We start from the raw sequence: 20,753 nt of genomic DNA, 5'->3' as shown, positions 1-20,753 counted from the left end.
CCCCGGATCGCTCCGGGGCCGTCTCGTTGCAGGCTCCTGGGAGCCCTTAGTCTTCGTGGGTATGGGTGTTGGCGTTGGTCAGGCCGCCGGCGCTCCATACCTCGCCGCCGGTTTCGGCGAACCAGAACGGCATGCGCTTGCGCATCCGCGTGCCGACCTCGTCCATGTTGTCGTCATAGACGCGGCCGTTGGCGATCACGTAACGGATCGAGGTGGTGTTGCGGATGTTCTCCAGCGGGTTGTTGTCCAGCACCACCAGGTCGGCCAGCTTGCCGGCCTCCAGCGAGCCCAGGTCCTTGTCCATCCCAAGGGCGCGGGCGGGGTTGATGGTCCCGGTCTTGAGCGCCTGGTGGTTGCTCATGCCGCCTTGGACAAAGCTCCACAGCTCCCAGTGCGAACCCAGGCCTTCACGCTGGCCGTGGGCGCCGATCGACACGGGCACGCCCAGGTCGTTCAGCTCCTTGGCCTCGCGCGCCACGTTGATGTGGTTGGCCTCCTCCTCCAGCACCTTGGTCGGACGACGGGTGGTGGAGTCGATCAGGCGGCGCGGCACGTACTTGTTGAGGATCGGCTCCTTCCAGACCTCGGTGGCCTGGGTCCAGTAGAGGTCGCCCGCGAAGCCGCCGAAGGCCACGACCAGGGTCGGGGTGTAGGCGGTCTTGGACTGGCTCCAGAGCTGATCGACGTCCTCGTACATCTTCGCCACCGGCACGGAGTGCTCGATGGTGGTGTGCCCGTCGGCGATCATGTTCATGTTCATGTGGTACAGCGAGCCGCCTTCCGGCGTGACCATCATGCCCAGCTGGCGGGCGGCTTCGATGATCTGCTGGCGTTGTTCACGACGCGGCTGGTTGTAGCTCTTCACCGACCAGGCGCCGGCGGCCTTCAGCCGGCGCAGGTGACCCAGGGCGTCGTCCAGGCTGTCGATCTGCGCCGTGCCGGCCGTGGTCGCCCCGTAGAGGATCTGCCCGGTGCCGAAGATGCGCGGGGCCACGACCCTGCCCGCCTTGCCCAGTTCGCTGTGGGCGAAGATCTCGGTCGTGTCGTTCGACGGATCGTGCAGGGTCGTCACGCCGTAGCCGAGCGAGGCGTAGTTCTCCCAGCTCTGCTGCGGGATGATCTCGTCGGCGCCCATGGAGCCGTGCCAGTGGGCGTCGATCAGGCCGGGGATCACGGTCTTGCCGGCGATGTCGATGACCTTGGCGTCGCCCGGGACCGAGACGGACGCACGGGGGCCGACGGCCTCGATGCGGTTGCCGTTCAAGATGACGACGCCGTCCTCGATGACCTCGTCGCCTTTCATGGTGATCAGGCGGCCGCCGGTCAGGGCGACGCGGCCCGTCGGCTTGTCATAGGCCTGCATGAAGCCGAGCTTGATGCCGGCTTCCGGCGGCTTGGGCAGGGTGGCCGGCGCGCCGTCCACGAAGGCGAAGCTGTCCTTCAAGTCGCGGCTGAACAGCTCGTTGCCCAGTGACCATTGCAGGCGCTTGGAGTCGCCCGACCAGTGCAGCCATTCGCCGGCGTCGCGGGTGACCTTGGCCTGCGGCAGGGCCGAGCCCTTGGGGGCCATCTGCAGCGTCTTGGACGAGGCCACGAACGGCGCGACATAGACGTTGAACCGCTCGGTCCAGGCCAGCCACTTCTCGTCCGGAGAGATCGAGAACTCACTCGCCCACTGGGACGTCAGGTGCGAGCGCTCGTCGCCGCCGGCGACGGTCGCCGAGCGCAGGGTGCGCTTGTCGCCGTCGTTGGTCATGAAGAACACGCGGTCGGACTTGGCGCCGAACTGCGGGGCGGCGCCCTTCTTGCTGATCTGGGTCGCCTCGCCGCCCTTGGTCGGGATCGCATAGAGGCCGGTCTCGCGGGCGTTCACCGACGAGATCAGGAAGCCGTCGCGGGTGGCGCGATAGACGATGGTCTGGCCGTCCGGCGAGAACACCGGCTCGACGTAGTCGCCCGGCTTGCTGGTGACCTTGCGGCCTTCGCCGCCCGTGGCTGAGACCACGCGGATCGAGCCGAAGTCCTTGTCGTTCCAGGTCGTGTAGACAATGGAGCGGCTGTCGCGCGACCAGGACGGATAGAGCTCGAAGTGGTCGTTCTGCTTGGTCAGGCGACGCGCGGCGCCGCCGGACACGTCCTTGATCCACAGATGGCCCAGGGCCTCGAACACCGCCTTCTTGCCGTCCGGCGAGGTGGACGCCCAGCGGGTCATCTTCACCTCGAACTGGTCGGGCGCGACCTCGACGGGGAAGCGGACGGCGTCGGCTACGCGGCGGGTGGTCGCCACGTGGAAGGGGATCACCGCGGCGCTCTTGGAGGCGACGTCCACGCGATTGATCTTGCCGCCGGCCCAGAAGACCAGGGACTTGTTATCGGGCGTCCAGGCGATGCCGGGATAGACGCCGTGGATCGCCCATGTCTCCTGCATATCGCGGTCGAGGTGATCATAGACCACGGTCTCGCGGCCGCTCTCGATGTCGAGGACGTACAGCTTCGACTGGAAGCGGTCGCGGCGGATGAAGGCCAGCGACTTGCCGTCGGGCGAGGGCGTCGGGCGGATCGAGCCGCCGGGGCCGGTGACGAAAGGCTCGGTCTCGCCGCTCTGGCGATCCAGGCGCTGGATCACATAGAGCTGGGAGTTGGGATCCTTGCTGTACTCGAACACGCCGCCGGGCGTGGTCTCGTCGCTGTAATAGAGATAGCGGCCGTCGGGCGAGAAGGCCGGTTCCCCCGTGTCCTTCTGCTGGGTGCGGCGCTCGGTCAGTTGCACGCCGTCGCCGCCGCCGCGGTGATAAAGCCACATCTCGCCCGCGCCGAGCGAGCGCCCGGAGGTGAAGTGCTTGCGGGCGACCAGGAATTCGCTGTCCGGCGTCCAGGCCGGGGAGTTCAGGAGGCGAAAGGTCTCCTTGGACACCTGCTTCAGGTTCGACCCGTCGCGGTCCATGACCCAGATGTTGTCGCCGCCGCCGCGGTCCGAGGTGAAGGCGATCCAGCGGCCGTTGGGCGAATATCGGGGCTGCATGTCCCAGGCGACGCCGGTGGTCAGGGCCTTGGCCTCGCCGCCGGCGATGGGCATCACATAGAGGTCGCCCAGCAGGTCGAAGACGATTTCCTTGCCGTCAGGGCTGACGTCCACGGCCATCCAGGTGCCGGAGGTGACGTCGATCTTCACGTCCCTGCCCGGGCCGGGGGGATTGGAGACGTCCCACTTGGGCTTGTCGGCCGGCTTGGCGTCCTGGGCGATGGCGGTGGTGGCGAACGCCGCGGCGATGCCGACGGCGGTTGTCAGGAATAGGCGCTTCATAAGTCCCCCCGAATACTGAGGGGGCGAGTCTTAACCCGCGGCCCGCGCGCCGCGCCAGTCGCTGTGTGCTGTTTACGCCCTGGGCGTGTCGGGCCAGGCCCGCACGATCACCGCCCAGGCGATGGCGCCGACCACGGCGGCGAGGCCGCCGATCCACTGGGCGGTGGTCATGCCCTGGGCCGCATAGCCGCCGACCAGGGTGCCGGCCAAGATCACGGCGGCGCAGGACATGTATTCGGACACGACGCCGACGGTCAGCAGCTTGAACATGGAGGAATCCGGGGCAGGAGGGAGGCCTTCCTTAACCATGGCGAGGAATGTCGTCGCTGCGACATGGGCTCGCACGCGCGGTTGATGCCGCAGGCCGCGCCCGGCAAGGTGCGGCCATGGCGATCGTGACTTTGGTTTTGTTGCTGCTGCTGGCCGTCGTGGCCAGCGGCTATCTGGTGCGCATGCTGCCCGTGGCGGTGCCGCTGCCTCTGGTCCAGGTGGCGTTGGGCGCGGCGATCGCGGGCCTGGCCGGCGTCACCATCGATCTGCGGCCGGAGATCTTCTTCCTGCTGATCCTGCCGCCGCTGCTGTTTCTCGACGGCTGGCGCATGCCCAAGCACAATCTGAAGCAGGACGCGCGGCCGATCCTGCAGCTCGCCCTCGGTCTGGTGGTGTTCACCGTGGTGGGGATGGGCTTCTTCATCCATTGGCTGATCCCGGCCATGCCGCTGCCGGTGGCCTTCGCCTTGGCGGCGGTGCTGGCGCCCACCGATCCGGTGGCGGTGTCGGCGATCACCCGGCGCACCCCATTCCCCGAACGGATCATGCGGGTGCTCGAGGCGGAGTCCCTACTCAACGACGCTTCGGGCCTGGTCTGTCTGCGTTTCGCCATCGCCGCCGCGGTGACGGGGGTGTTCTCGCTGCCAGACGCGGTGCTGAGTTTCCTGTGGCTGGCGCTGGGCGGCGTGGCCGCGGGCGCGGGCTTCACCCTGACGGTCAGTTTCATCAAGTCGCGGCTGGCGCGCCGGTTCGGCGAGGATCCCGGAGCCGAGATTCTGATCAGCCTGCTGATCCCTTTCGGCGCCTACCTGGCGGCGGAGGCGCTGCATTGCTCGGGCATCATGGCCGCCGTGTCGGCGGGCGTTGCCATGAGCTATGTGGAGCTGGGCGGCCAACTGCAGGCCGGCACGCGTGTCCGGCGCAGCGCTGTCTGGGACACCGTGGCCTTCACCGCCAACGGCGCGGTTTTCGTCCTTCTGGGCCAGCAGATGCCCTCGATCCTGGAGAAGGCCGCCCGAACGGTGCGCCAGTCCGGCCACCACGAGGTGTGGTGGATGGCGGTCTATGTGCTGGCCATCACCGTGGCCCTGGCGATCCTTCGGTTCCTCTGGGTGTGGGTGTCGATCCGCATGGCGGGGCTGCGCCAAGTCCGGCGCGACGAGTCCTTCGTGCGGCCCAGTTGGCGCATGGTGGCGGCGATCTCCCTGGCCGGCGTTCGAGGGGCGGTGTCGCTGGCGGGCGTCCTGACCATTCCCTTCTTCGTCGCTGACGGCTCACTGATGCCCGCCCGCAACCTGGCCATCTTCCTGGCGGCGGGCGTCATTCTGACGTCGTTGATCCTGGCGGCCCTGGCGCTGCCATGGGCCATGCGCGGGATTGAAGCCGACGAAGAGCAGGGCCGTCATGGCGAGGTGCAGGCCGCGCGCGTGGCGGCGGCGAAGGCGGCGATCCGGGCCATCGAGCAGTTTCAGCCGGGCGCGGGCCAGGAAGAGCATGCCGATCTGCACGCCGAGGCGGCGGCCCGGGTCATGGGACTCTATCGACGCCGTATCGACGGCGGCGCGCGCGAGGGCGGCGACGCCGAGCTGGTTCAGATGATGGAGGAGATCGACCGCAACCTGCGGCTGGCCGCCCTCAAGGCCGAGCGCGAGGAGCTGTTCGGCATGGTGCGCCGTCGTCTTCTCAAGGACGATATCGCTCGCGACTTGGTGCGTGAGATCGACCTTATGGAGACGCGCTGGAGCCGCTGACCGGCTTTAGCCCTGGGGGAGCATCCAAAGCGCGGCGAGGGCCAGGATTTGGACAATGATCGCCCCGATAAAACCCCACACCCAGGCCGGCGTGCTATGCGCTCGCCGAGCAGGCGCGCGGGAAACGGCGGACAGCTCCGTCGCCCGGGCGGGTTCCAACCCTTCCAGCGGCGAAGTCTCACCGAGGTGGATCATGACGAAATCCCAGTATTGTCTGAGCAGAAGCGCATCGCCGAAGGCGCTGTCCGGTCGACCGCGGTCGTAGCGTAGCAGCGAAATCTGATCGTCCAGGTCGCTCACGCGATCGCGCAGGTCACCGCGGCTCAGCACATCGCGCATTTCCACGAAACGGCGCCCCTTCTTGCCGAGGCGCAGGGGTTGAAGCACCTCGTCTTCAAGATCGTGTGCGACCACCACTACCTCGGCGTCGCACATCTGGCCGAGCAGGCGCACGGCGGTCCGGGCGGCGCTGGTGGGAATCCAAACGTCGGGACGAAGAGTCTCCGCGGACCAGGTCACCGGCGTTAACAGCTGCACGCCGCCGTCCGCGTCGACCACGCAGTACTCGACGACCTTGGTGTGTCGGCCTTCGGCGATCAGCCGCGATGCGAAGAAAACCGGCGGTCGCGGCGACGCATGGTTTCGGCGGACGTCCGGCCGCGTGACCGGTTCGGTCCATGACATCGCCAAATCCTCCGGCGCCGAAGCTCCTGCCTCGCTCTTAAAAGGGTTAAGCGGCGTGGAGCGTCGCTAGGAGGCGACGCCCCACGCCCTCGCGCCCCCCTAAAAGCGCGAACTGATCTCGCGCCCCTTTGAGCGCCGACTGTTGTCCAGCTAGTTGCCGCTTATGCGCCGGTGGAGCAATGTTGGCCCTGTCGCAAGATATGATGACGCCATGCTGCGCAGGGTCTGCGATGGCTTGCGGGGTAAGCGTTTGAGTGTGGCGAGAATAAACGAGATGAGCATCGAAAACGCATCCCCTGCGCAGCTTAAAGTCGCCCTGGTCGAGGACGACGCGGCGTTCCAGGCTGCGTTTCGCCAAGCCTTGGCCGGGGCCCCGGACTTGATCACAACCGGCATCGCCGCAACGGTCGCCGAAGCGCGGACGCTCTTCGCCGCCCCGGCGGCGGATGTGCTTGTGGTGGACCTGGGCCTGCCGGATGGCTCCGGAATTGAGGTCATCGCGGAGGGGCGTGTTCGCTGGCCGGAATGCGCGATCATGGTCGCGACGACCTTCGCGGACGAGCGTCATGTGATCGCGTCCATTGAGGCGGGGGCTAGCGGCTACCTGCTTAAAGATAGCCCCCTGGAGACCATCGCGCAGGACATCCGTGTCCTCCACGGCGGCGGCAGTCCGATCAGCCCGCGCATCGCCCGGCAGGTGCTCATGCGGTTCCGTCCCGACGACCGACCTGCCGAAGCGGCCGAACCGGAGGGCTCCAAGGGCGTTCCCAGCCTCTCCGACCGCGAGAAGGAGACGCTGCAGCTGATCACTAGAGGCTTCTCGTTCGAGGAGATCGCCGAGCTGATGGCCGTTTCGCGAAACACGGTCCTGACCTTCGTGCGGCGCATCTACGCCAAGCTGGAGGTTCGCTCCAAGACCGAGGCGGTGTTCGAGGCGCGAGCGCATGGTCTTCTTTAGGGCGCGCTGGTTTCCGTGGGGAGCCTTCGCCGTCCTCGGTCTGGTCCTCCTGGGAATAGCGCTTGTCTCGCAGGCGCGGGCCCGTGGGGAGCGGATAACGACCGCTAGGCTGACCTCGACGCCCACAACCGGCTACCAGCTACCTCCTGGCGCCGAGCCGCCCGGTCTGTGGCAAGGCCGGCTCATCGACCTGCCCTTTGCGCCCAAGCCGTTCTCAGCGCCGGGCCCGGGCGCTTCAATCGAGCGTATGCCCACTCAGGTCGGCTGGTATTGGTTGAAAGCACCCTCTATGCAGGACGAGGACCGCCAGCTCTACCTTTATATCCCACGCCGCAAGTCCGATGGGACGCTGGCGGTCTATGCCGATGGCCAGCTGATCCATCAGGCTCATGCAAATCTGCAATGGAACGGGTCCAACCAGCCGCTTTTGATCGCGCTTCCGCATACCGCGGAGTCAGAGGCGCCCAAATCGATTTCGATACGGCTACAACACGTACGCGTCATCGGCGGAGCGCTGTCTTCGGTATGGGTTGGCGATTATTGGCAGCTCGCTCCTCGCTACGCGCTCAGATATTTCTTCCAGGTGCAGCTGCCGTCCTTCTCGGCTGTGGCCTTCCTCGTGACGGGTGTTTTCGGACTGTTCTTATGGTTCGGCCGCCGCAATGAGCGGATCTACCTGTTGTACTTTGCGATGTCGGCGGCGTGCTTCGCTAGAATGCTGCACATCTTCATGGGCGCGCGTCCGATGATCCTTTCGGACGACTGGTTCGGGTGGCTGACTGTCGTCTCGCCCTATTGGATGATCTTGACGACGCACCTCTTCATCGAAGAGCTGCATGAGCGACGAGAGCCGATCCTTACCTGGACCATGGTGTTCATCGCCGCTGGCTGGACGGTCGCCACGCTGCCCGGACTTCTCGATCCGGGGCTGATCTCCGTGCCGATCTACACCAACCTCCTCGCCGTGGGCCTGGTCGGAGCCATCAACGCCATCGTCAAGTCTTCCCGCGCCGGCTCCAGGGTGAGCGCGATGATGGGGGTGTGGTGCCTGTTGACGATCGCAGCGGGGGTTTACGACCTTTGCCTTCAGCAGAATCTTTTGAACATCGAGAACGTCTATCTGACCAACTTCGCAGGTGTCGGGTTCACCCTGCTGTCTTGGTACATCATGTACGGTCGCTACGGCGAAGCGCTGGAGACCGCGACCCGGGCCAAGACGGAGCTGGCCAACAAACTCGCACAGCGCGAAGCGGAATTGACCGCCAGTCACGCTCAGCTGCGCGAAATCGAGCATCGCGAACTGCTTCACAAGGAGCGCCAGCGGCTGATGCAGGACATGCATGATGGCCTGGGGTCCAGCCTTGTGACGGCGCTGCGCGCGTTCGAGAATGATCGCGCGGCCGATATCGATGCTGTGGCCATCCTTCACGGCTGCATCGACGATCTGAAGCTGACCATCAACTCCATGGAGCCGGTGGAGACCGATCTGCTTCTGCTCCTGGCCACCTTGCGTTTTCGCCTGCAGCCGCGACTTGAGGCCAGCGGGGTCAAGCTGATCTGGCGGGCCAGCGAGATCCCGCCGCTGGAGTGGCTCGACCAGCGCCACGCCCTGCACATCCTGCGCATCCTGCAGGAGGCGTTCGCCAACATCCTCAAGCACGCGGGCGCGCGCCAGATATCCCTGATGATCCACACCCAGGACGACCGGGTGCTGGTCCGCGTGCAGGACGACGGCAAGGGCTTTGATCCGGCGGCGCCGTCCACAGGGCGGGGCCTGGCCAACCAGCTCAGCCGTGCCGAAGCCATCGGGGGAACGATTTTCTGGGAGCCGTCGAGCAAGGGCAGCTGCTTGGTCTTGTCCCTGCCGGTGAAGAAGCCGCAGAGGGTTGCGGTTTCTTCCTGACCGGCTGGCGGCGCGGGCCGCCCTTGCGGTGGGGCTTGGCCGTCGCCACCTAGAAGCGGAACCGCATCCGGCGCCGCTCTAGGGCCGGGGGCGGGAGTCGCTTGCTCAAGGGCTCCAGACCATGACGACCCGCACCCTGCTTTTCGACAGCCCATTCCTGCTGGGCTTCGACCACACCCGCAACCTCATCGAGCGCGCCGCCAAGGCCGCCGGCGAAGGGTATCCTCCATACAATGTCGAGGCCCGCGAAGGCGGCGGCGTCCGCATCACCCTGGCGGTGGCCGGATTCTCGCCGGAGCAACTTTTCGTTCAGGTCGAGGATCGACAACTGACCATCGCCGGTCGTCGCGGCGAGGGGGAAGGGCAGGACAAGGCCTATCTCCATCGCGGCATAGCGGCGCGCGGCTTTGTCCGCGCCTTCGTGCTTGCCGACGGCATGGAGGTCGAGGCGGCGATCCTGGAGCACGGGCTCCTGCACGTGGATCTGGCCCGGCCGCAACCGGAACGTCAGGTCCGCACAATCCCCATCCGGACGGCCGGCTGAGCCTGTCCAGAAAGGCGCGCCTGTCGCGGCCGGCTGAACCGGCGGCCATGCGGCGCGTTGAAAATTTGAAGGAGGTGGTCGATATGACGCCTACACTGCAAAATCCGGTCTTCTCTAACGAGGCTTTCGCCGCGCTGGGCGCGCCCGACCTCGTCTATGTCCGCCCCGTGAAGGCGGCCGAAGTGATCCCGGACGCGGACCCCGAACAGGCCCTGACGCTGGATCCGGAACAGACCCTGTACGCCGTCTATCGCGCTGACGGCGCCAGGCTGGCGGTGCTGACCGACAAGGCGGCCGCCGTCGCCGCCGCGCTCGCCCACGAGCTGGCGCCCGTCTCCGTGCACTAAAATGAAAGTCGGCCGCGCCGGATGGGCGCGGCCGGGTTTCGTCAGGCGGCGGTCGTGGCGACTTCGCTGCCCAGAAGGACATGCATGGCGTCGGCGGATTTGGCCTGACGCAGTTGCTCGCGAACCTCCGGGTGACGCAAAAGGCGCGAGACGCGGGCCAGGGCCCGCAGGTGTTCCGAACTGGCCGCTTCGGATGGCGCGAACAGCGCCACCATCAGATCGACCGGCTGGTCGTCGACCGCATCGAAGTCGATCGGCTGCTCCAAGCGCACGACCACGGCGCGCATGCGGTCCAGGCCCGGCAGGCGGGCATGGGGCACGGCGACGCCCTGGCCGACGCCGGTCGAGCCGGCGGCCTCGCGCTCCAGCAGCGCGTCGAGCGCCTCGTCGGCGTCAACGCCGAAGGTGCGACCGGCGATGTCAGCAATCACGGACAGGGCTTGGCGCTTATTAGGCGCGCTCGCACGCGGCGAGATGGCTCGCCGGTCCAACAACTCTCCGATACTCATAGACTTAGAAAGCTCGCTCACGTCAGGCGGCCGCCGCCCGGTCGAACACATTCGGCCGGGCATGAACGCGCAGACTGTCTACTGGGTCCCGGACGAAACGCCGTTATGTGCGGCGCCGTTCGCACGGCTCGAAGCATGCCCATTGGAGGTCCTTTCGGGATCGATCCAGCCGATGTTCCCGTCAGAACGTCGGTACACCACCGACAGACCGCCATGGGCGGCGTTCCTAAACACGATTGCCTGGCCTTCGGTCAAGTCCAACTCCATGACCGCCATGGAAACGGTCATCGTCTTAAGCTCGGCCTGTGTCTCGGCGATGACCATGGCGCTCGGCGCGCCGTGATCGGCTTCGGAGAACCAGTCCTCATCGGCCTCGTCGTCGCGGTCGGGCGCGCGCAGCACGTAGAACTGAGCGGTTTCGGCGCTTTTCGCCGCGGCCGCGTTGGTGTGGCTCTTCAGACGACGCTTGTAGCGTCGGATGCGGGTCTCGATCTTGGCGAGGGCCGCGTCGAACGCCCCGTGCGCATCGCCGCCCAGGGCGTGGCTCTGCAGCTGCTGGCCTGAAGCCAGGAGCACCGAGCAATCCACTCGGAAGGCGTGGCCTTCGCGGCTGACCACGATGTCGGCGTCGCCGCCGCGCTCGAAGTACTTGCCGATGCTGGAGGAGATTTCGTCGGTCACCCGCGTCCGCAGGGCATCACCGACAGCGACGTGTTTGCCTGAGATCTGGACTTGCATGAGCTTAGCGAACGCCTCCGTTTTGATACTGTCAAGCGGCGCCGCGGTCTTACGACCACGGCCAGAGTTCGGCGATATGCCGAAGGCTGGCCACCACAACGCTTGCGCCCAGGATGAGCACGCACACGCTGATGGCGGTGAGTAGGTACCCGGCCAGGGCGAAGACGCCGTCACGCTGGATAAGGCCCAGGGCGAAGGCGGACACCGCCGCGGCAGGAAGCAGGTTTCCGAGCGGAATGGGTATGATCAGGATCAACGCCAGCGCTGTGCAGACCGCGCCGATCACGCGATCACCGACCGGGCCGAACAGGAACTCAAGGCGCGGGCGAGAGACGTGCTCGATCTTCTCCAGCATGGGGATCAGCTTGCCGAAGGCGCCGCGCAGATCAGTGCGTCGCAGGTTCTGATCGCTCATCCGGCGCGGCAGCCATGGATGCTCGGCCCCCAGAGCGACCTGCGGCGACAGCAGCACCAGCGGCGCGCCCAAGACGGTGGAAGATCCTGGCGGCAGCGGCAGCAGATTGGGAGCGGAAAAGACAAGCAAGGCCGCGCCGAACGCGCGAGGCCCGAACTCGTCCATGATTTCGCCGATCGAGACGCGCGGCTCGGGTCGATCGCAGATGGTCTGCAGAACCTCGGAGAGCCGGTCGTTCTCTTCCATGCGCTGGTCCCGTGATGACGCCCTGAGAAGTCAGAACGCACATACAGGATGTGGGGTTCAGGCGAGCTCGCGCAACCGACGTCTTCTTTCGACCGATGACGGGATCTTCAAAGCTTCGCGATATTTCGCCACGGTGCGCCGGGCGATGTCGACGCCGGCGGCCTTCAGGATGTCGACCAGGGCGTCGTCGGAGAGCACCTCGAACTCGCGGGCCTCGCCGTCGATCAGCTGGCGGATCTTGTGCCGCACGCTCTGGGCCGAGTGAGCCTCCCCGCCGCCGGTGGAGGCGATGGCCGAGGTGAAGAAGAACTTCAGCTCGAAGACGCCGCGCGGGGTGGCGATGTACTTGTTGGAGGTCACCCGGCTGACGGTGGATTCGTGCATGCCGATGGCGTCGGCGACGGTCTTCAGGTTCAGCGGCCGCAGATGCTCGACGCCGAAAGCCAGGAAGCTGTCCTGCTGGCGGACGATCTCGCTGGAGACCTTCAGGATCGTCTTGGCCCGCTGGTCCAGGCTCTTCACCAGCCAGTTGGCGGAGGACAGGCAGTCGGAGACGAAGGTCTTGTCCTGGTCGCTGCGCGCGCCGCCGCTGATGCGGGCGTGGTAGCGCTGGTCCACCAGGACGCGGGGCAGGGTCTCGGCGTTCAGCTCCACATGCCACAGGCCGCCCATGCCCTCGCGGACATGCACGTCGGGGACCACGGTCTGGGCGGTCTCGCCGGTGCTGAAGGCCGCACCGGGGCGCGGGGTGAGGGCGCGGACCTCGGCGATCATCTCGCGCAGGTCCTCGTCATCGACGCCGCAGATCCGCTTCAGGTTCGGCAGGTCGCGCCGGGCCAGCAGGTCCAAGTTGTCGAGCAGGGCGGCCATGGCCGGATCGTAGCGATTGCGGTCCTTCAGCTGCAGCATCAGGCACTCGCGCACGTCGCGGGCTGCCACGCCGGCGGGCTCGAAGCCCTGGATCACCGCCAGCACCGCCTCGACCCGCTCGATCGGGCAGCCGAGGCGAAGGGCGGTCTCGTCCAGTTCGGCGCGCAGATAGCCGCCTTCATCGACGGCGTCGATCAGCACCGCGGCGATGGCCTGGTCGGCGGCGGCGAGCCCCGCGACGGCCAACTGCTCATGCAGGTGCTCCCACAGGCTCTTCTCGCGGCCAAGGGCGCCGTCCAGGCCCTCGTCGCCTTCGAAGGAGCCGCCGCGACCGGCCTTGGACCAGTCGATCTGGCCGCCGGTCGGTTCGGCGCCGGTCTCGCCGGAATCACGCTCGCCGGGCGAGGCGTCGGCGTGGCTGTCGGACGCGCCGCCATCCATGTCGGCCGCCGCCGCGGCGTCCGGAACAGTGTCGACGTCGTAGGATTCGGTTGCTGGGGCGGCGGCTTCGACCTCCGCCTCGGGCTCGTCCCGCTGCAGCAGCGGGTTCTTTTCCAGTTCGGCCTCGACGAAGGCCTGCAGCTCGAGATTGTTCAGTTGCAGCAGCTTGATCGCCTGCTGCAGCTGCGGCGTGATGACCAGGCTCTGGCCCTGCCGAAACTCAAGTCTTGGGCCCAGAGCCAAGACAGCCTCCTACGAAACCTCGTAGGGACTAGATGCGGTCATCATGGTTAACGAGATGCTACCGCCTGCAAGGCTTGGGCCAAGAGGGGGCGGGTCAACCCGCCGACGACGGCGAAGATTGCCGTTTTCACTGGCGGGAGGGGCGGCCCGGGGCGCGCGGCCCCGGACCCTGAAGCCACATCCGGTGACGGGGCGGGATTTCGCCATCAAGCGGGGATGTCGTCCGCGAACGACATCCCGGCCTGCCCCACCATATCCACGCCGTAGGCGGCTTGGCCGTTGAAGGCGTCGACCAGCCAGTCGTGCGTCGCGTCGGAATAGATACCGACGTCCGCATCGAAACCCGCGAACATCAAGTAGCCGACCATGGCCGCCTTGCCGCCCAGGGCCGACCCGCCCAGGGCGTCGAAATATCCCTTCTGACTGACGACCCAGGCGATGGCGGCGTCCACGTCGAGGCCGGCGGCCTTGGCTTCGTCCAGGCCGATGATCGCGTCATAGGCCTTGCGGACGGCGGCGGTGAAGTCGAGGGCGCCGTAGCCCGCCTCGAACCCCGAGCGTCCTTCGCCCTGCACCCCCAGATTGACCGCGAAATTGATGTAGCGGTTCGCGGTGTTGAAGCCGGCGTAGTACGGGTCTGTCAGGTCGTTGGCGTTGTCGAGGCTGTCCACCAGCCAGGCCATGCCCGGCTTGCCCGGCGTGCGGCCGGTGAAGAACTGATAGGCTTGAAGCGCGACCGCCGAGGTCGGGGCGGCCAGGTCCGCCACCTGATCGGCGAGATTGGCCTCGTTAATCAGGCCGGCCGTGAAGCGCACGATAAGCTGTTCGAGGGCGGCGGCGGCCTTGTAGTTGGGGTTCTCCACCACCCGGCCGTCCGGCAGGGTGATGGTCGCCTGAGCCGTCTTGGCCGCGCCAGGATTGAAGCCGTTGGAGCCGGTGAAAGCCTGACGGATATCTTCCGGCGTCATGGACGGTTGCGTGGGCTGCGTGGGCTGCGTGGGCTCTGGCGACGGGGGCGTGACGACGACAGGCGCCGTCGAAGCCGTCAGGACCACGTCGTTGCTGTCCACGCCACCGACGTAGCTGATCGTGAACCGGGTCGCTCCGATGTCGAAGGTGGCCCCTTCGGCCAGGCCGTCGAAGGTCCCGCTGACTGCGTCGGTCCCATCGTTGTTGATGATCGTGAAGGTCCCGCTGGTGGGCGAGAAGCCGCCAAGGAAGCTGACGTCCAAGTCGCCGGCCAGGGTCACCAAGCCGGTCACGTCGATCTGGTCGTAGCCGCCGATTCCCGCCGTGGTCCCGCCGATCTCCACGGCCAAGGCGGAGCTGAAGGTCAGATTGATGTCGCCCGTGCTCAGTATGCCCGCCGAGTTGCCGGCGGCGAGAGTTCCGGAGGTGACGGTCACGTCGCCCACGGTTCCCGTCCCGCCAAGGGTCGCGCCGCCGGAGACGCTGATCCGCGACCCGATCGAGCCGTCGACCACCAGCTTGCCGGCCAGAACGTCGAAGTCCGCGGCAGTGGTGTTGACCCCGCTCAGGGTCAGGACGCCCGCCCCGGTCTTGGTGAATTCTCCGCCCGCGCCGCTGATCGCGCCGGAAACGGTGATGGCGCCCGCCCCGCCGAAGTGGACGCCATTCGCGCCCGCATTGAACGCGCCCGACAGGGTCAGCGAACCGGCGCTGGCGGTGATCGATGTGGCCCCTGAGGCGTTGAGCGCGCCGCTCCAGCTGTTGGTCCCGGAGACGTTGCGCAACGCGCCGCCGTTGGACACGCCCAGGCCGCTGATGGTCAGGACTTCACCCGCCACCGCGACGTCGCCGGACAGCTCCAGGGCGGCGCCGGAGGACACGGTGGTTCCTTGCGCGACGGTCCCCAGCGCTTGGGCGTGAGCGACGCGCAACACGCCCGCCGAGACATCCACGGTCCCATCGAAGGTGTTGGCTCCGGAGAGGGTAAGATTCCCTGCGCCCTGCTTGTCGACGCCATCCAGCTCCGAGATGACGCCGCTGATCACCGTGGCGCCAGCGCCGGTGACAAAGAGCGCCGAGGCCTCCCCAAAAATCGTGCCGGCGAGCGTCAAGGTCCCAGAGAGGCTTTCGACCGTGGCGTAGTTCGCCGCGGCCTTTACTTCGATGTCGCCGCCCCACGCGTTGGCGCCGGAGATATTCCGCAGCACGCCCCCGTAGGACAGATCCAAAGCTTCGGAGGCCACCTGGACGCCGCCCGTCAGGCTCAGCGTGCCCGTGCCGTGGACAAACGTTTTTTGGGCTATTCCACCCAGAGCAGCGCTGTCGGCGACGATCAGCACCCCGTCCGCGACGTGAACCTCGCCAATGAAGCTAGCATTGTCGGCCGCGAGGGTCAGACTTCCAGCGCCGCTTTTGGTGATCTTGCCTGAACCGCTGATCTCCCCGGCAACGCTGATGTCCGCCGCTCCGGAGAAGGTGAGATCACTGGCGTCGGCGTTGATCTCGCCCGACAAGGTCAGCGATCCGGCGTCGGCGGCGATTGATGTCGGGGACGAAACCGTGAGCGCGCCGCTCCAGCTGTTGACGCCAGAGACATTACGCAGGGCGCCGCCGTTGGTGACGCCTGTGCCGTCGACAGTAAGGCTTAGGCCGGCGATGGCGATGCCGCCGGACAACTCCAGCGCGGCGCCCGTCCCAACATTCACTCCATAGCTGACTGTTCCCAGCGCTTTGGCGTGAGTGACCCGCAAGACGCCTTCGAAAACCTCGGTCCACTGACTAGCGGTGTTGGCCCCCGACAAGGTCAGGGTCCCAGACCCCCACTTGGTGATGCGCGTATCGGCGATCTCGCCGGTGAGGAGCGTAGCGCCCGCGCCCTTGATTTCGAGCTGGGAGGACATCTCGGCCGAGCCTAGAATCTTGCCAGAGATCGTCAGCGTTCCAGCATCGTTGACGAACTCACCCTCATGAATACGGATGTCCCCGCCCCAACGATTGTCGCCGGAGATGTTTTGCAGCTTGGCGCTGAGCTCGAGCTTTTCGCCGAGGACGCTAATGCCGCCCTCCAGGCTGATTGATCCGTAGGTTACGACTGTTCCCGCGGCCGTGTCGCCCAGGGCCCCGCCGTTCTGAAGACGCAAGTCACCTCCGCTCACCACCATCTTGCCGGTGAAGTTCGCATTCCCTCCCGCGAGCGTCAGGGTATGGGAGGTCGTCTTCCTAAGCTCCCCGGAGCCGGCGATGGCGTCGTCGTGGGAGATTATCGCGTCGTCCGTAAGGTTGAGCGTTGTGTCCCCATCAAGGAACATGATCTCGCCCAGGGCCCGGCCGGCGCCGCCTTGCACGGCCGCCGATCCGGCCACTCCGGCGGCGCCGCCGGTGACGCCATAGTTTCCAATGAACTTGGGATCATAGAACGTCAGCTCGCCGCCCTTGGCCACGAAGATGGCGCCGCCCAAAGCGGCGCCCCCGCCGCCGCTGGCCCTCAGGCCGGTCCCGCCGGCGCCGCCGAAGGCTCCCGCAGCGCCGCCGGCCACGCTGCCGCCGCCCCCACCGCCCCCGAAGCCGCCCGCGCCGCCGGTACTGGCGGCAGAGGTCTGCGTAACGGCGCCGCCGCCGCCGCCGCCGAAACCGCCCTCGCCGCCGACCGCGTCTGGCGCAAGGCCCGCGCCTCCGCCGCCGCCAAAGTCGCCGCCCTTACCCCCCGTTGGGTCGCCGGAGCTCCGCCCGCCGCCGCCGCCGCCGCCGCCCACGCCGCCGGCCCCGCCGGCCCCGCCGGAGACACTGCCGCCCCCCCGCCGCCGCCGAGGCCGCCCATGCCGCCTGCCCCCTCCACAGCGCCGCCCCCGCCGCCGCCGAAGTTGTCCCCAGCAGCGCCGTTTCTTTCCTGATCGCCTGGGTCATGGACGCCACCGTCGCCACCGCCGTTCTTCCCGGCCCCGCCCAGGGAGGCGTGAGCGCCCGCATCGGAAGCGCCTGCCCCGCCGCCGCCGCCGCCGCCGGTGTCACCTCCATCGCCGCCCGCCCCCTCCGCGCCGCCGCCGCCGCCGCCGCCCCGTTCCGCGCCGTCACCGCCAGCGCCGAATTCACCGCCGCCGCCCCCCCCGCCGGAGCTGCCAGAGGCCGCATTCCCGCCCGAACCGGCATAACCGCCGCCGCCGCCGCCGCCGCCGCTTAGGGCCACACCGCCATCGCCGCCCATGCCGCCGCCGCCGCCGCCGCCGCCGATTTCGGAGCCGATGCCGCTTTCCCCGCCGCGGCCGCCGCGACCGCCCTGGGCGAAGGCGTCGCCAAACTGGACATTCCTGACATAGGCGTAGGCGCCATCGTTAATGAAGATGGCCGCCCCGGCCCCCAGGCCGCCGCCGCCCCCCGCGCCAAGGCTCCCGTTTGCGTCACCGCCGTCGCCGCCGATGGCGGCGACGTCATTGATGGTCAGGTCCCAGATGTTGACCTGGCCGTTTTGGATAAAGAAGGCGCGGTAGAGGCCCGCGCCGCTGATCTTGTGGTTGTGGCCCTCGAAGGTCATGTTGGCGGTGATCATCGGCAGGGATTTGGTGAGGGTGATATCCCTATCGAAAATGATCTGATGATCGCCGCCGGCGTTGGCGGCGCGGATCGCATCGCGCAGTTCATCCTCGTTTGTGACAAAGCCCATGACTTCCTCCCCTACACGCCCTCTGGCGCTGCGGCCGGAGCGGTTCGCCTGGAACGTGGGTCGCGCTTTTGCGCCGATCCTGAGGACACAGCGCCGAGTGCGGCCGGGCGCCTGACGGCGCCGCTGAGAGCTAGCTGAGTTCTGAGGGCGGGGGTGTCATCACATGTAGCGACAGGGGAGGAAGGCTCCCGGCGCCCACCCGCGAAACCACCGTTAGCCAAGGTCTTTCGCGGGCGCGGTTCTACACTCGAAGAGGCAGCTAAGGTCGCCTCACCGCCATCCCGCCCCTTTAGGCAGGTGATCACCTCGCGAACATCACTGATGGCCCGAGGATCGATGCAAGTTCATGGCGAACTTGGCGATCAGGATGTTGTACTGATCGGCCTGCTCCAAGGGGCCAAGGTGATTGGCGCCGGAGATGACCGAAAGCTCGGCTTTGGGGTTTCCCGTGGCGATCCGCCGGCTCGCCTCCGGCTTTGTGACGATGTCGATGTCGCCGCCGACAATCAGGACCGGGATTTGAATGCGCTCCAGAGCGCAATCGGCGTCCCACGCGAACATGGCCAGGTTGCCCCTGGCCTCCGCGGCGGGAGAGTTGCGCACCGCCATCAGCGTCACATGTTCCAACTGGGTGCGTGTGACCGACCGGCCAAATCCCAGGCGATGGGCGATGTGCGCCGAGCCGCTGAGGTAGCCTTGCCAGTTCGCCAGCCAGGCCATCGGCGCGGCGGCGACGGTTACTCTCATCGCGGCCTTCAGCAGCCCCTGAAGGCCGAGGAGAAGGCGACCGCAGACCATTGTTCGCAATGGATTAGTGAAGGTTGTGTTCAGGAGGACCACGCCGGCCAGGCGGTCCTGGAAGCGCGGATCGTCGCGCAAGAGGGTCTGGATGGTCATGCCCCCGATGCTGTGGCCCACCAGGACAGGTCGTCCGCCAACGTGGTCCACCAGCGCCTTGAGGTCGTCGGCGAAGCCCTCAAGGGTGATGCCGCCTTGGCCAGGCTTGGAGAGGCCGAGGCCGGGAAGATCCCACGCGACGAGGCGAAACTTATCACCCAACCGCGCCCTGGTCCTTCGCCAGAAAGTGGAATCCATGCCCCAGCCGTGGGTGAGGATGAGGGTGGGGGCCGGCGGGCCCGAAGGTCTCCACGTGAAGCTCCGAACCGCGGGGGGTGTGGAGCATCAGGCCTTCGCCATGGCGAGCGTCAACGGCGACGTCATCCTTGCCCGCGATCAGGAAGAGCACGGGCGCTCGTCCAAGAAACGACCAGGCCATGAGACCAAGGCCGGTCCAAAACCGCCATTCATCGCGCAGGCGCAGCGGCTCGCCTTGAGCGTCGACGACGAACTCGCCGCGGTAAAAGCTCCAGAGCAGATATGCCGCCGTCGCGAGGACGGCGAGGGAGATCAGGCTCGTGAGGAAGCGGACGATATTGAATGGCGGCAAGACGCTGGCTCCTGGCGACCCCCTTCGGGTCGCAGCGCCAACCTTGGGTCAGTATCGCCAGTTCCCTCGCCTACCGCCAAAATCGACGGCGGCGCGGCGTCGATCAGTCGTAGAGATTGCCCAGATAGACGCGGCGAACTTCGGGGTTGCCGACGATCTCCTTGGGCGTGCCTTCGAACAGCACCTGGCCGCCGGCGATGATCGAGGCCCGGTCGATGATGTCGAGGGTCTCGCGCACGTTGTGGTCGGTGATCAAGATGCCGATGCCACGGCCCTTGAGGTAGGTGATCACCTCGCGGATGTCGGCGATGGCCAGGGGGTCGATGCCGGCGAACGGTTCGTCCAGCAGCATGAAGGACGGCTCGCTGGCCAGGGCGCGGGCGATTTCGACGCGGCGGCGTTCACCGCCCGACAGGGCGACGGCCGGCGACTTGCGCAGGTGGCCGATGCGCAGCTCTTCCAGCAGGCGGTCGACGATGGTGCGCTGCTTCTTGGAATCGCGCTCGCGCATCTCGACCACGGCGAGGACGTTCTCCTCCACCGTCATGCCGCGGAAGATCGAGGCTTCCTGCGGCAGGTAGCCGACGCCCATGCGGGCGCGCTGGTACATCGGCTGGTCGGTGATGTCCTCGCCGTCCAGGAAAATGCGGCCGCTGTCGGCGGCGATCAGGCCGGTGACCATGTAGAAGCAGGTGGTCTTGCCCGCCCCGTTGGGGCCGAGCAGGCCGGCGACCTCGCCGCGCTTCAGGTGCAGGCTGACGCCCTTGACCACGGGACGACCGCGGAAGGCCTTGGCGATGCCGTCGACGAACAGGCCGTCCTTGGCCGGCGCGGCGGCGGACGCCGTCTTTGAAGCGGTGGAGACGTTCACGTGTCGATGGGTCCTGCTCAGCGCGCGCCGGAGGCCGGCTTGCTGTCGGGATAGAACACGCCGCGCACGCGGCCTGGCTTGTTACGGCCGCTGACCGACAATTCCATCTTGGCCTCGCCCGTCTTGTTGTTGAGCGTCAGGCGCGAGCCCCGGGCGACGTTCTTGCCCTGGACCACAATCACGTCGCCGGTGACGACCACGGTGTCCTCGGCGGCGGTATAGACGGCGCGGTCGCCGCGAACGGTCTGGTTGGGCGTCACGTAATAGACCGGGCCTTCAGCCTCCAGCCGATTGGTGTCGCCGCAGCGGGCCTGGCCGTTCTCGCCCGCGCCCGAGCGCGGATTGGCGTAGACCTTGATCACCTTGGCGCGCAGGCGGTTGTTTTCCTGCAGAGCTTCGGCGTCGCCGCGCCAGATGGTGACGCACTGGCTGTTGATGACTTCGCTCTCATCGGCGGTGATGTCGATGGGCGCGCTGGAGTCGCGCGAAATCTGCGCTTGCGCCGCACCGGCCATAAGGGTCGCCGCAAGGCCGACCGCCGCCCACCGCCTGATCACTCGCCGTTCCTCCATCACAGGGTTTCGA

General features: G+C 67.2%; 18 protein-coding genes. 5 read left to right on the top strand and 13 right to left on the bottom strand.

Annotated features, from left to right (window positions below):
* Positions 1–46: 46 nt before the first annotated feature.
* Positions 47–3,304, bottom strand: coding sequence for an amidohydrolase family protein (locus tag ABOZ73_RS09255; RefSeq protein WP_369062460.1), 3,258 nt, complete (start codon positions 3,302–3,304; stop codon positions 47–49).
* A 72-nt stretch (positions 3,305–3,376) separates the two neighbouring features.
* Positions 3,377–3,574, bottom strand: a complete 198-nt coding sequence (locus tag ABOZ73_RS09250) for a hypothetical protein (RefSeq protein ID WP_369062459.1) — start codon at positions 3,572–3,574, stop codon at positions 3,377–3,379.
* A gap of 116 nt (positions 3,575–3,690) precedes the next feature.
* Here ABOZ73_RS09250 and ABOZ73_RS09245 point away from each other — a divergent pair, with 116 nt between their 5' ends.
* Entirely contained in the window at positions 3,691–5,325 is a 1,635-nt protein-coding gene (locus tag ABOZ73_RS09245; protein WP_369062458.1) for a Na+/H+ antiporter, read from the top strand.
* Positions 5,326–5,331: 6 nt separating this feature from the next.
* On the opposite strand, the gene ABOZ73_RS09240 is transcribed toward ABOZ73_RS09245, so the two are convergent.
* Positions 5,332–6,009 carry a hypothetical protein gene (locus ABOZ73_RS09240; protein ID WP_369062457.1) on the bottom strand — a complete coding sequence of 226 codons (678 nt, stop codon included), beginning with the start codon at positions 6,007–6,009 and terminating at the stop codon, positions 5,332–5,334.
* A 211-nt stretch (positions 6,010–6,220) separates the two neighbouring features.
* On the opposite strand from ABOZ73_RS09240, the gene ABOZ73_RS09235 reads away from it, so the two are divergent.
* From ABOZ73_RS09235 to ABOZ73_RS09220, 4 genes are all read left to right on the top strand, one after another.
* Positions 6,221–6,967, top strand: a complete 747-nt coding sequence (locus ABOZ73_RS09235; protein WP_369062456.1) for a response regulator — start codon at positions 6,221–6,223, stop codon at positions 6,965–6,967.
* Complete coding sequence (locus ABOZ73_RS09230) at positions 6,954–8,870, top strand: ATP-binding protein (protein WP_369062455.1); 1,917 nt, start codon at positions 6,954–6,956, stop codon at positions 8,868–8,870. The genes ABOZ73_RS09235 and ABOZ73_RS09230 overlap by 14 nt, the downstream gene beginning before the upstream one ends.
* A 121-nt stretch (positions 8,871–8,991) precedes the next feature.
* Positions 8,992–9,414: an Hsp20 family protein gene (locus tag ABOZ73_RS09225; protein ID WP_369062454.1), complete on the top strand. Its 423-nt coding sequence runs from the start codon at positions 8,992–8,994 to the stop codon at positions 9,412–9,414.
* An 83-nt stretch (positions 9,415–9,497) separates the two neighbouring features.
* Positions 9,498–9,761, top strand: a complete 264-nt coding sequence (locus ABOZ73_RS09220) for a DUF1150 family protein (protein WP_369062453.1) — start codon at positions 9,498–9,500, stop codon at positions 9,759–9,761.
* Between the two features lie 41 nt (positions 9,762–9,802).
* On the opposite strand, the gene ABOZ73_RS09215 is transcribed toward ABOZ73_RS09220, so the two are convergent.
* From ABOZ73_RS09215 to ABOZ73_RS09170, 10 genes are all read right to left on the bottom strand, one after another.
* A complete protein-coding gene (locus ABOZ73_RS09215; RefSeq protein WP_369062452.1) occupies positions 9,803–10,270 on the bottom strand; it encodes a PTS sugar transporter subunit IIA in 468 nt (155 codons plus the stop codon).
* Positions 10,271–10,348: 78 nt separating this feature from the next.
* Complete coding sequence (gene raiA, locus ABOZ73_RS09210; RefSeq protein WP_369062451.1) at positions 10,349–11,008, bottom strand: ribosome-associated translation inhibitor RaiA; 660 nt, start codon at positions 11,006–11,008, stop codon at positions 10,349–10,351.
* Positions 11,009–11,057: 49 nt separating this feature from the next.
* The gene (locus tag ABOZ73_RS09205; protein WP_369062450.1) at positions 11,058–11,669 is read right to left on the bottom strand and encodes an exopolysaccharide biosynthesis protein; all 612 of its coding nucleotides are present in this window, start codon (positions 11,667–11,669) and stop codon (positions 11,058–11,060) included.
* A 57-nt stretch (positions 11,670–11,726) separates the two neighbouring features.
* Positions 11,727–13,223, bottom strand: a complete 1,497-nt coding sequence (gene rpoN / locus ABOZ73_RS09200; RefSeq protein ID WP_369062449.1) for an RNA polymerase factor sigma-54 — start codon at positions 13,221–13,223, stop codon at positions 11,727–11,729.
* A gap of 206 nt (positions 13,224–13,429) precedes the next feature.
* A complete protein-coding gene (locus tag ABOZ73_RS09195; protein WP_369062448.1) occupies positions 13,430–16,729 on the bottom strand; it encodes an autotransporter-associated beta strand repeat-containing protein in 3,300 nt (1,099 codons plus the stop codon).
* Positions 16,678–17,850: a hypothetical protein gene (locus ABOZ73_RS09190; RefSeq protein ID WP_369062447.1), complete on the bottom strand. Its 1,173-nt coding sequence runs from the start codon at positions 17,848–17,850 to the stop codon at positions 16,678–16,680. Before ABOZ73_RS09190 ends, ABOZ73_RS09195 begins: the two co-directional genes overlap by 52 nt.
* A gap of 315 nt (positions 17,851–18,165) precedes the next feature.
* Positions 18,166–18,945 carry an alpha/beta fold hydrolase gene (locus ABOZ73_RS09185; RefSeq protein ID WP_369062446.1) on the bottom strand — a complete coding sequence of 260 codons (780 nt, stop codon included), beginning with the start codon at positions 18,943–18,945 and terminating at the stop codon, positions 18,166–18,168.
* Positions 18,902–19,297 carry a hypothetical protein gene (locus tag ABOZ73_RS09180; protein WP_369062445.1) on the bottom strand — a complete coding sequence of 132 codons (396 nt, stop codon included), beginning with the start codon at positions 19,295–19,297 and terminating at the stop codon, positions 18,902–18,904. The genes ABOZ73_RS09185 and ABOZ73_RS09180 overlap by 44 nt, the downstream gene beginning before the upstream one ends.
* Positions 19,298–19,400: 103 nt before the next feature.
* The gene (gene lptB / locus ABOZ73_RS09175; RefSeq protein WP_369062444.1) at positions 19,401–20,168 is read right to left on the bottom strand and encodes an LPS export ABC transporter ATP-binding protein; all 768 of its coding nucleotides are present in this window, start codon (positions 20,166–20,168) and stop codon (positions 19,401–19,403) included.
* 17 nt (positions 20,169–20,185) lie between these two features.
* A complete protein-coding gene (locus tag ABOZ73_RS09170; RefSeq protein WP_369062443.1) occupies positions 20,186–20,725 on the bottom strand; it encodes an LptA/OstA family protein in 540 nt (179 codons plus the stop codon).
* Between the last annotated feature and the right edge of the window lie 28 nt (positions 20,726–20,753).

Origin of the sequence: Caulobacter sp. 73W (assembly GCF_041021955.1) — a bacterium.
In the GTDB taxonomy this organism is placed as follows: Bacteria; Pseudomonadota; Alphaproteobacteria; order Caulobacterales; family Caulobacteraceae; genus Caulobacter.
Note: the sequence above shows the minus strand (reverse complement) of the source record. Positions and strands in the feature narration are given on the sequence as shown.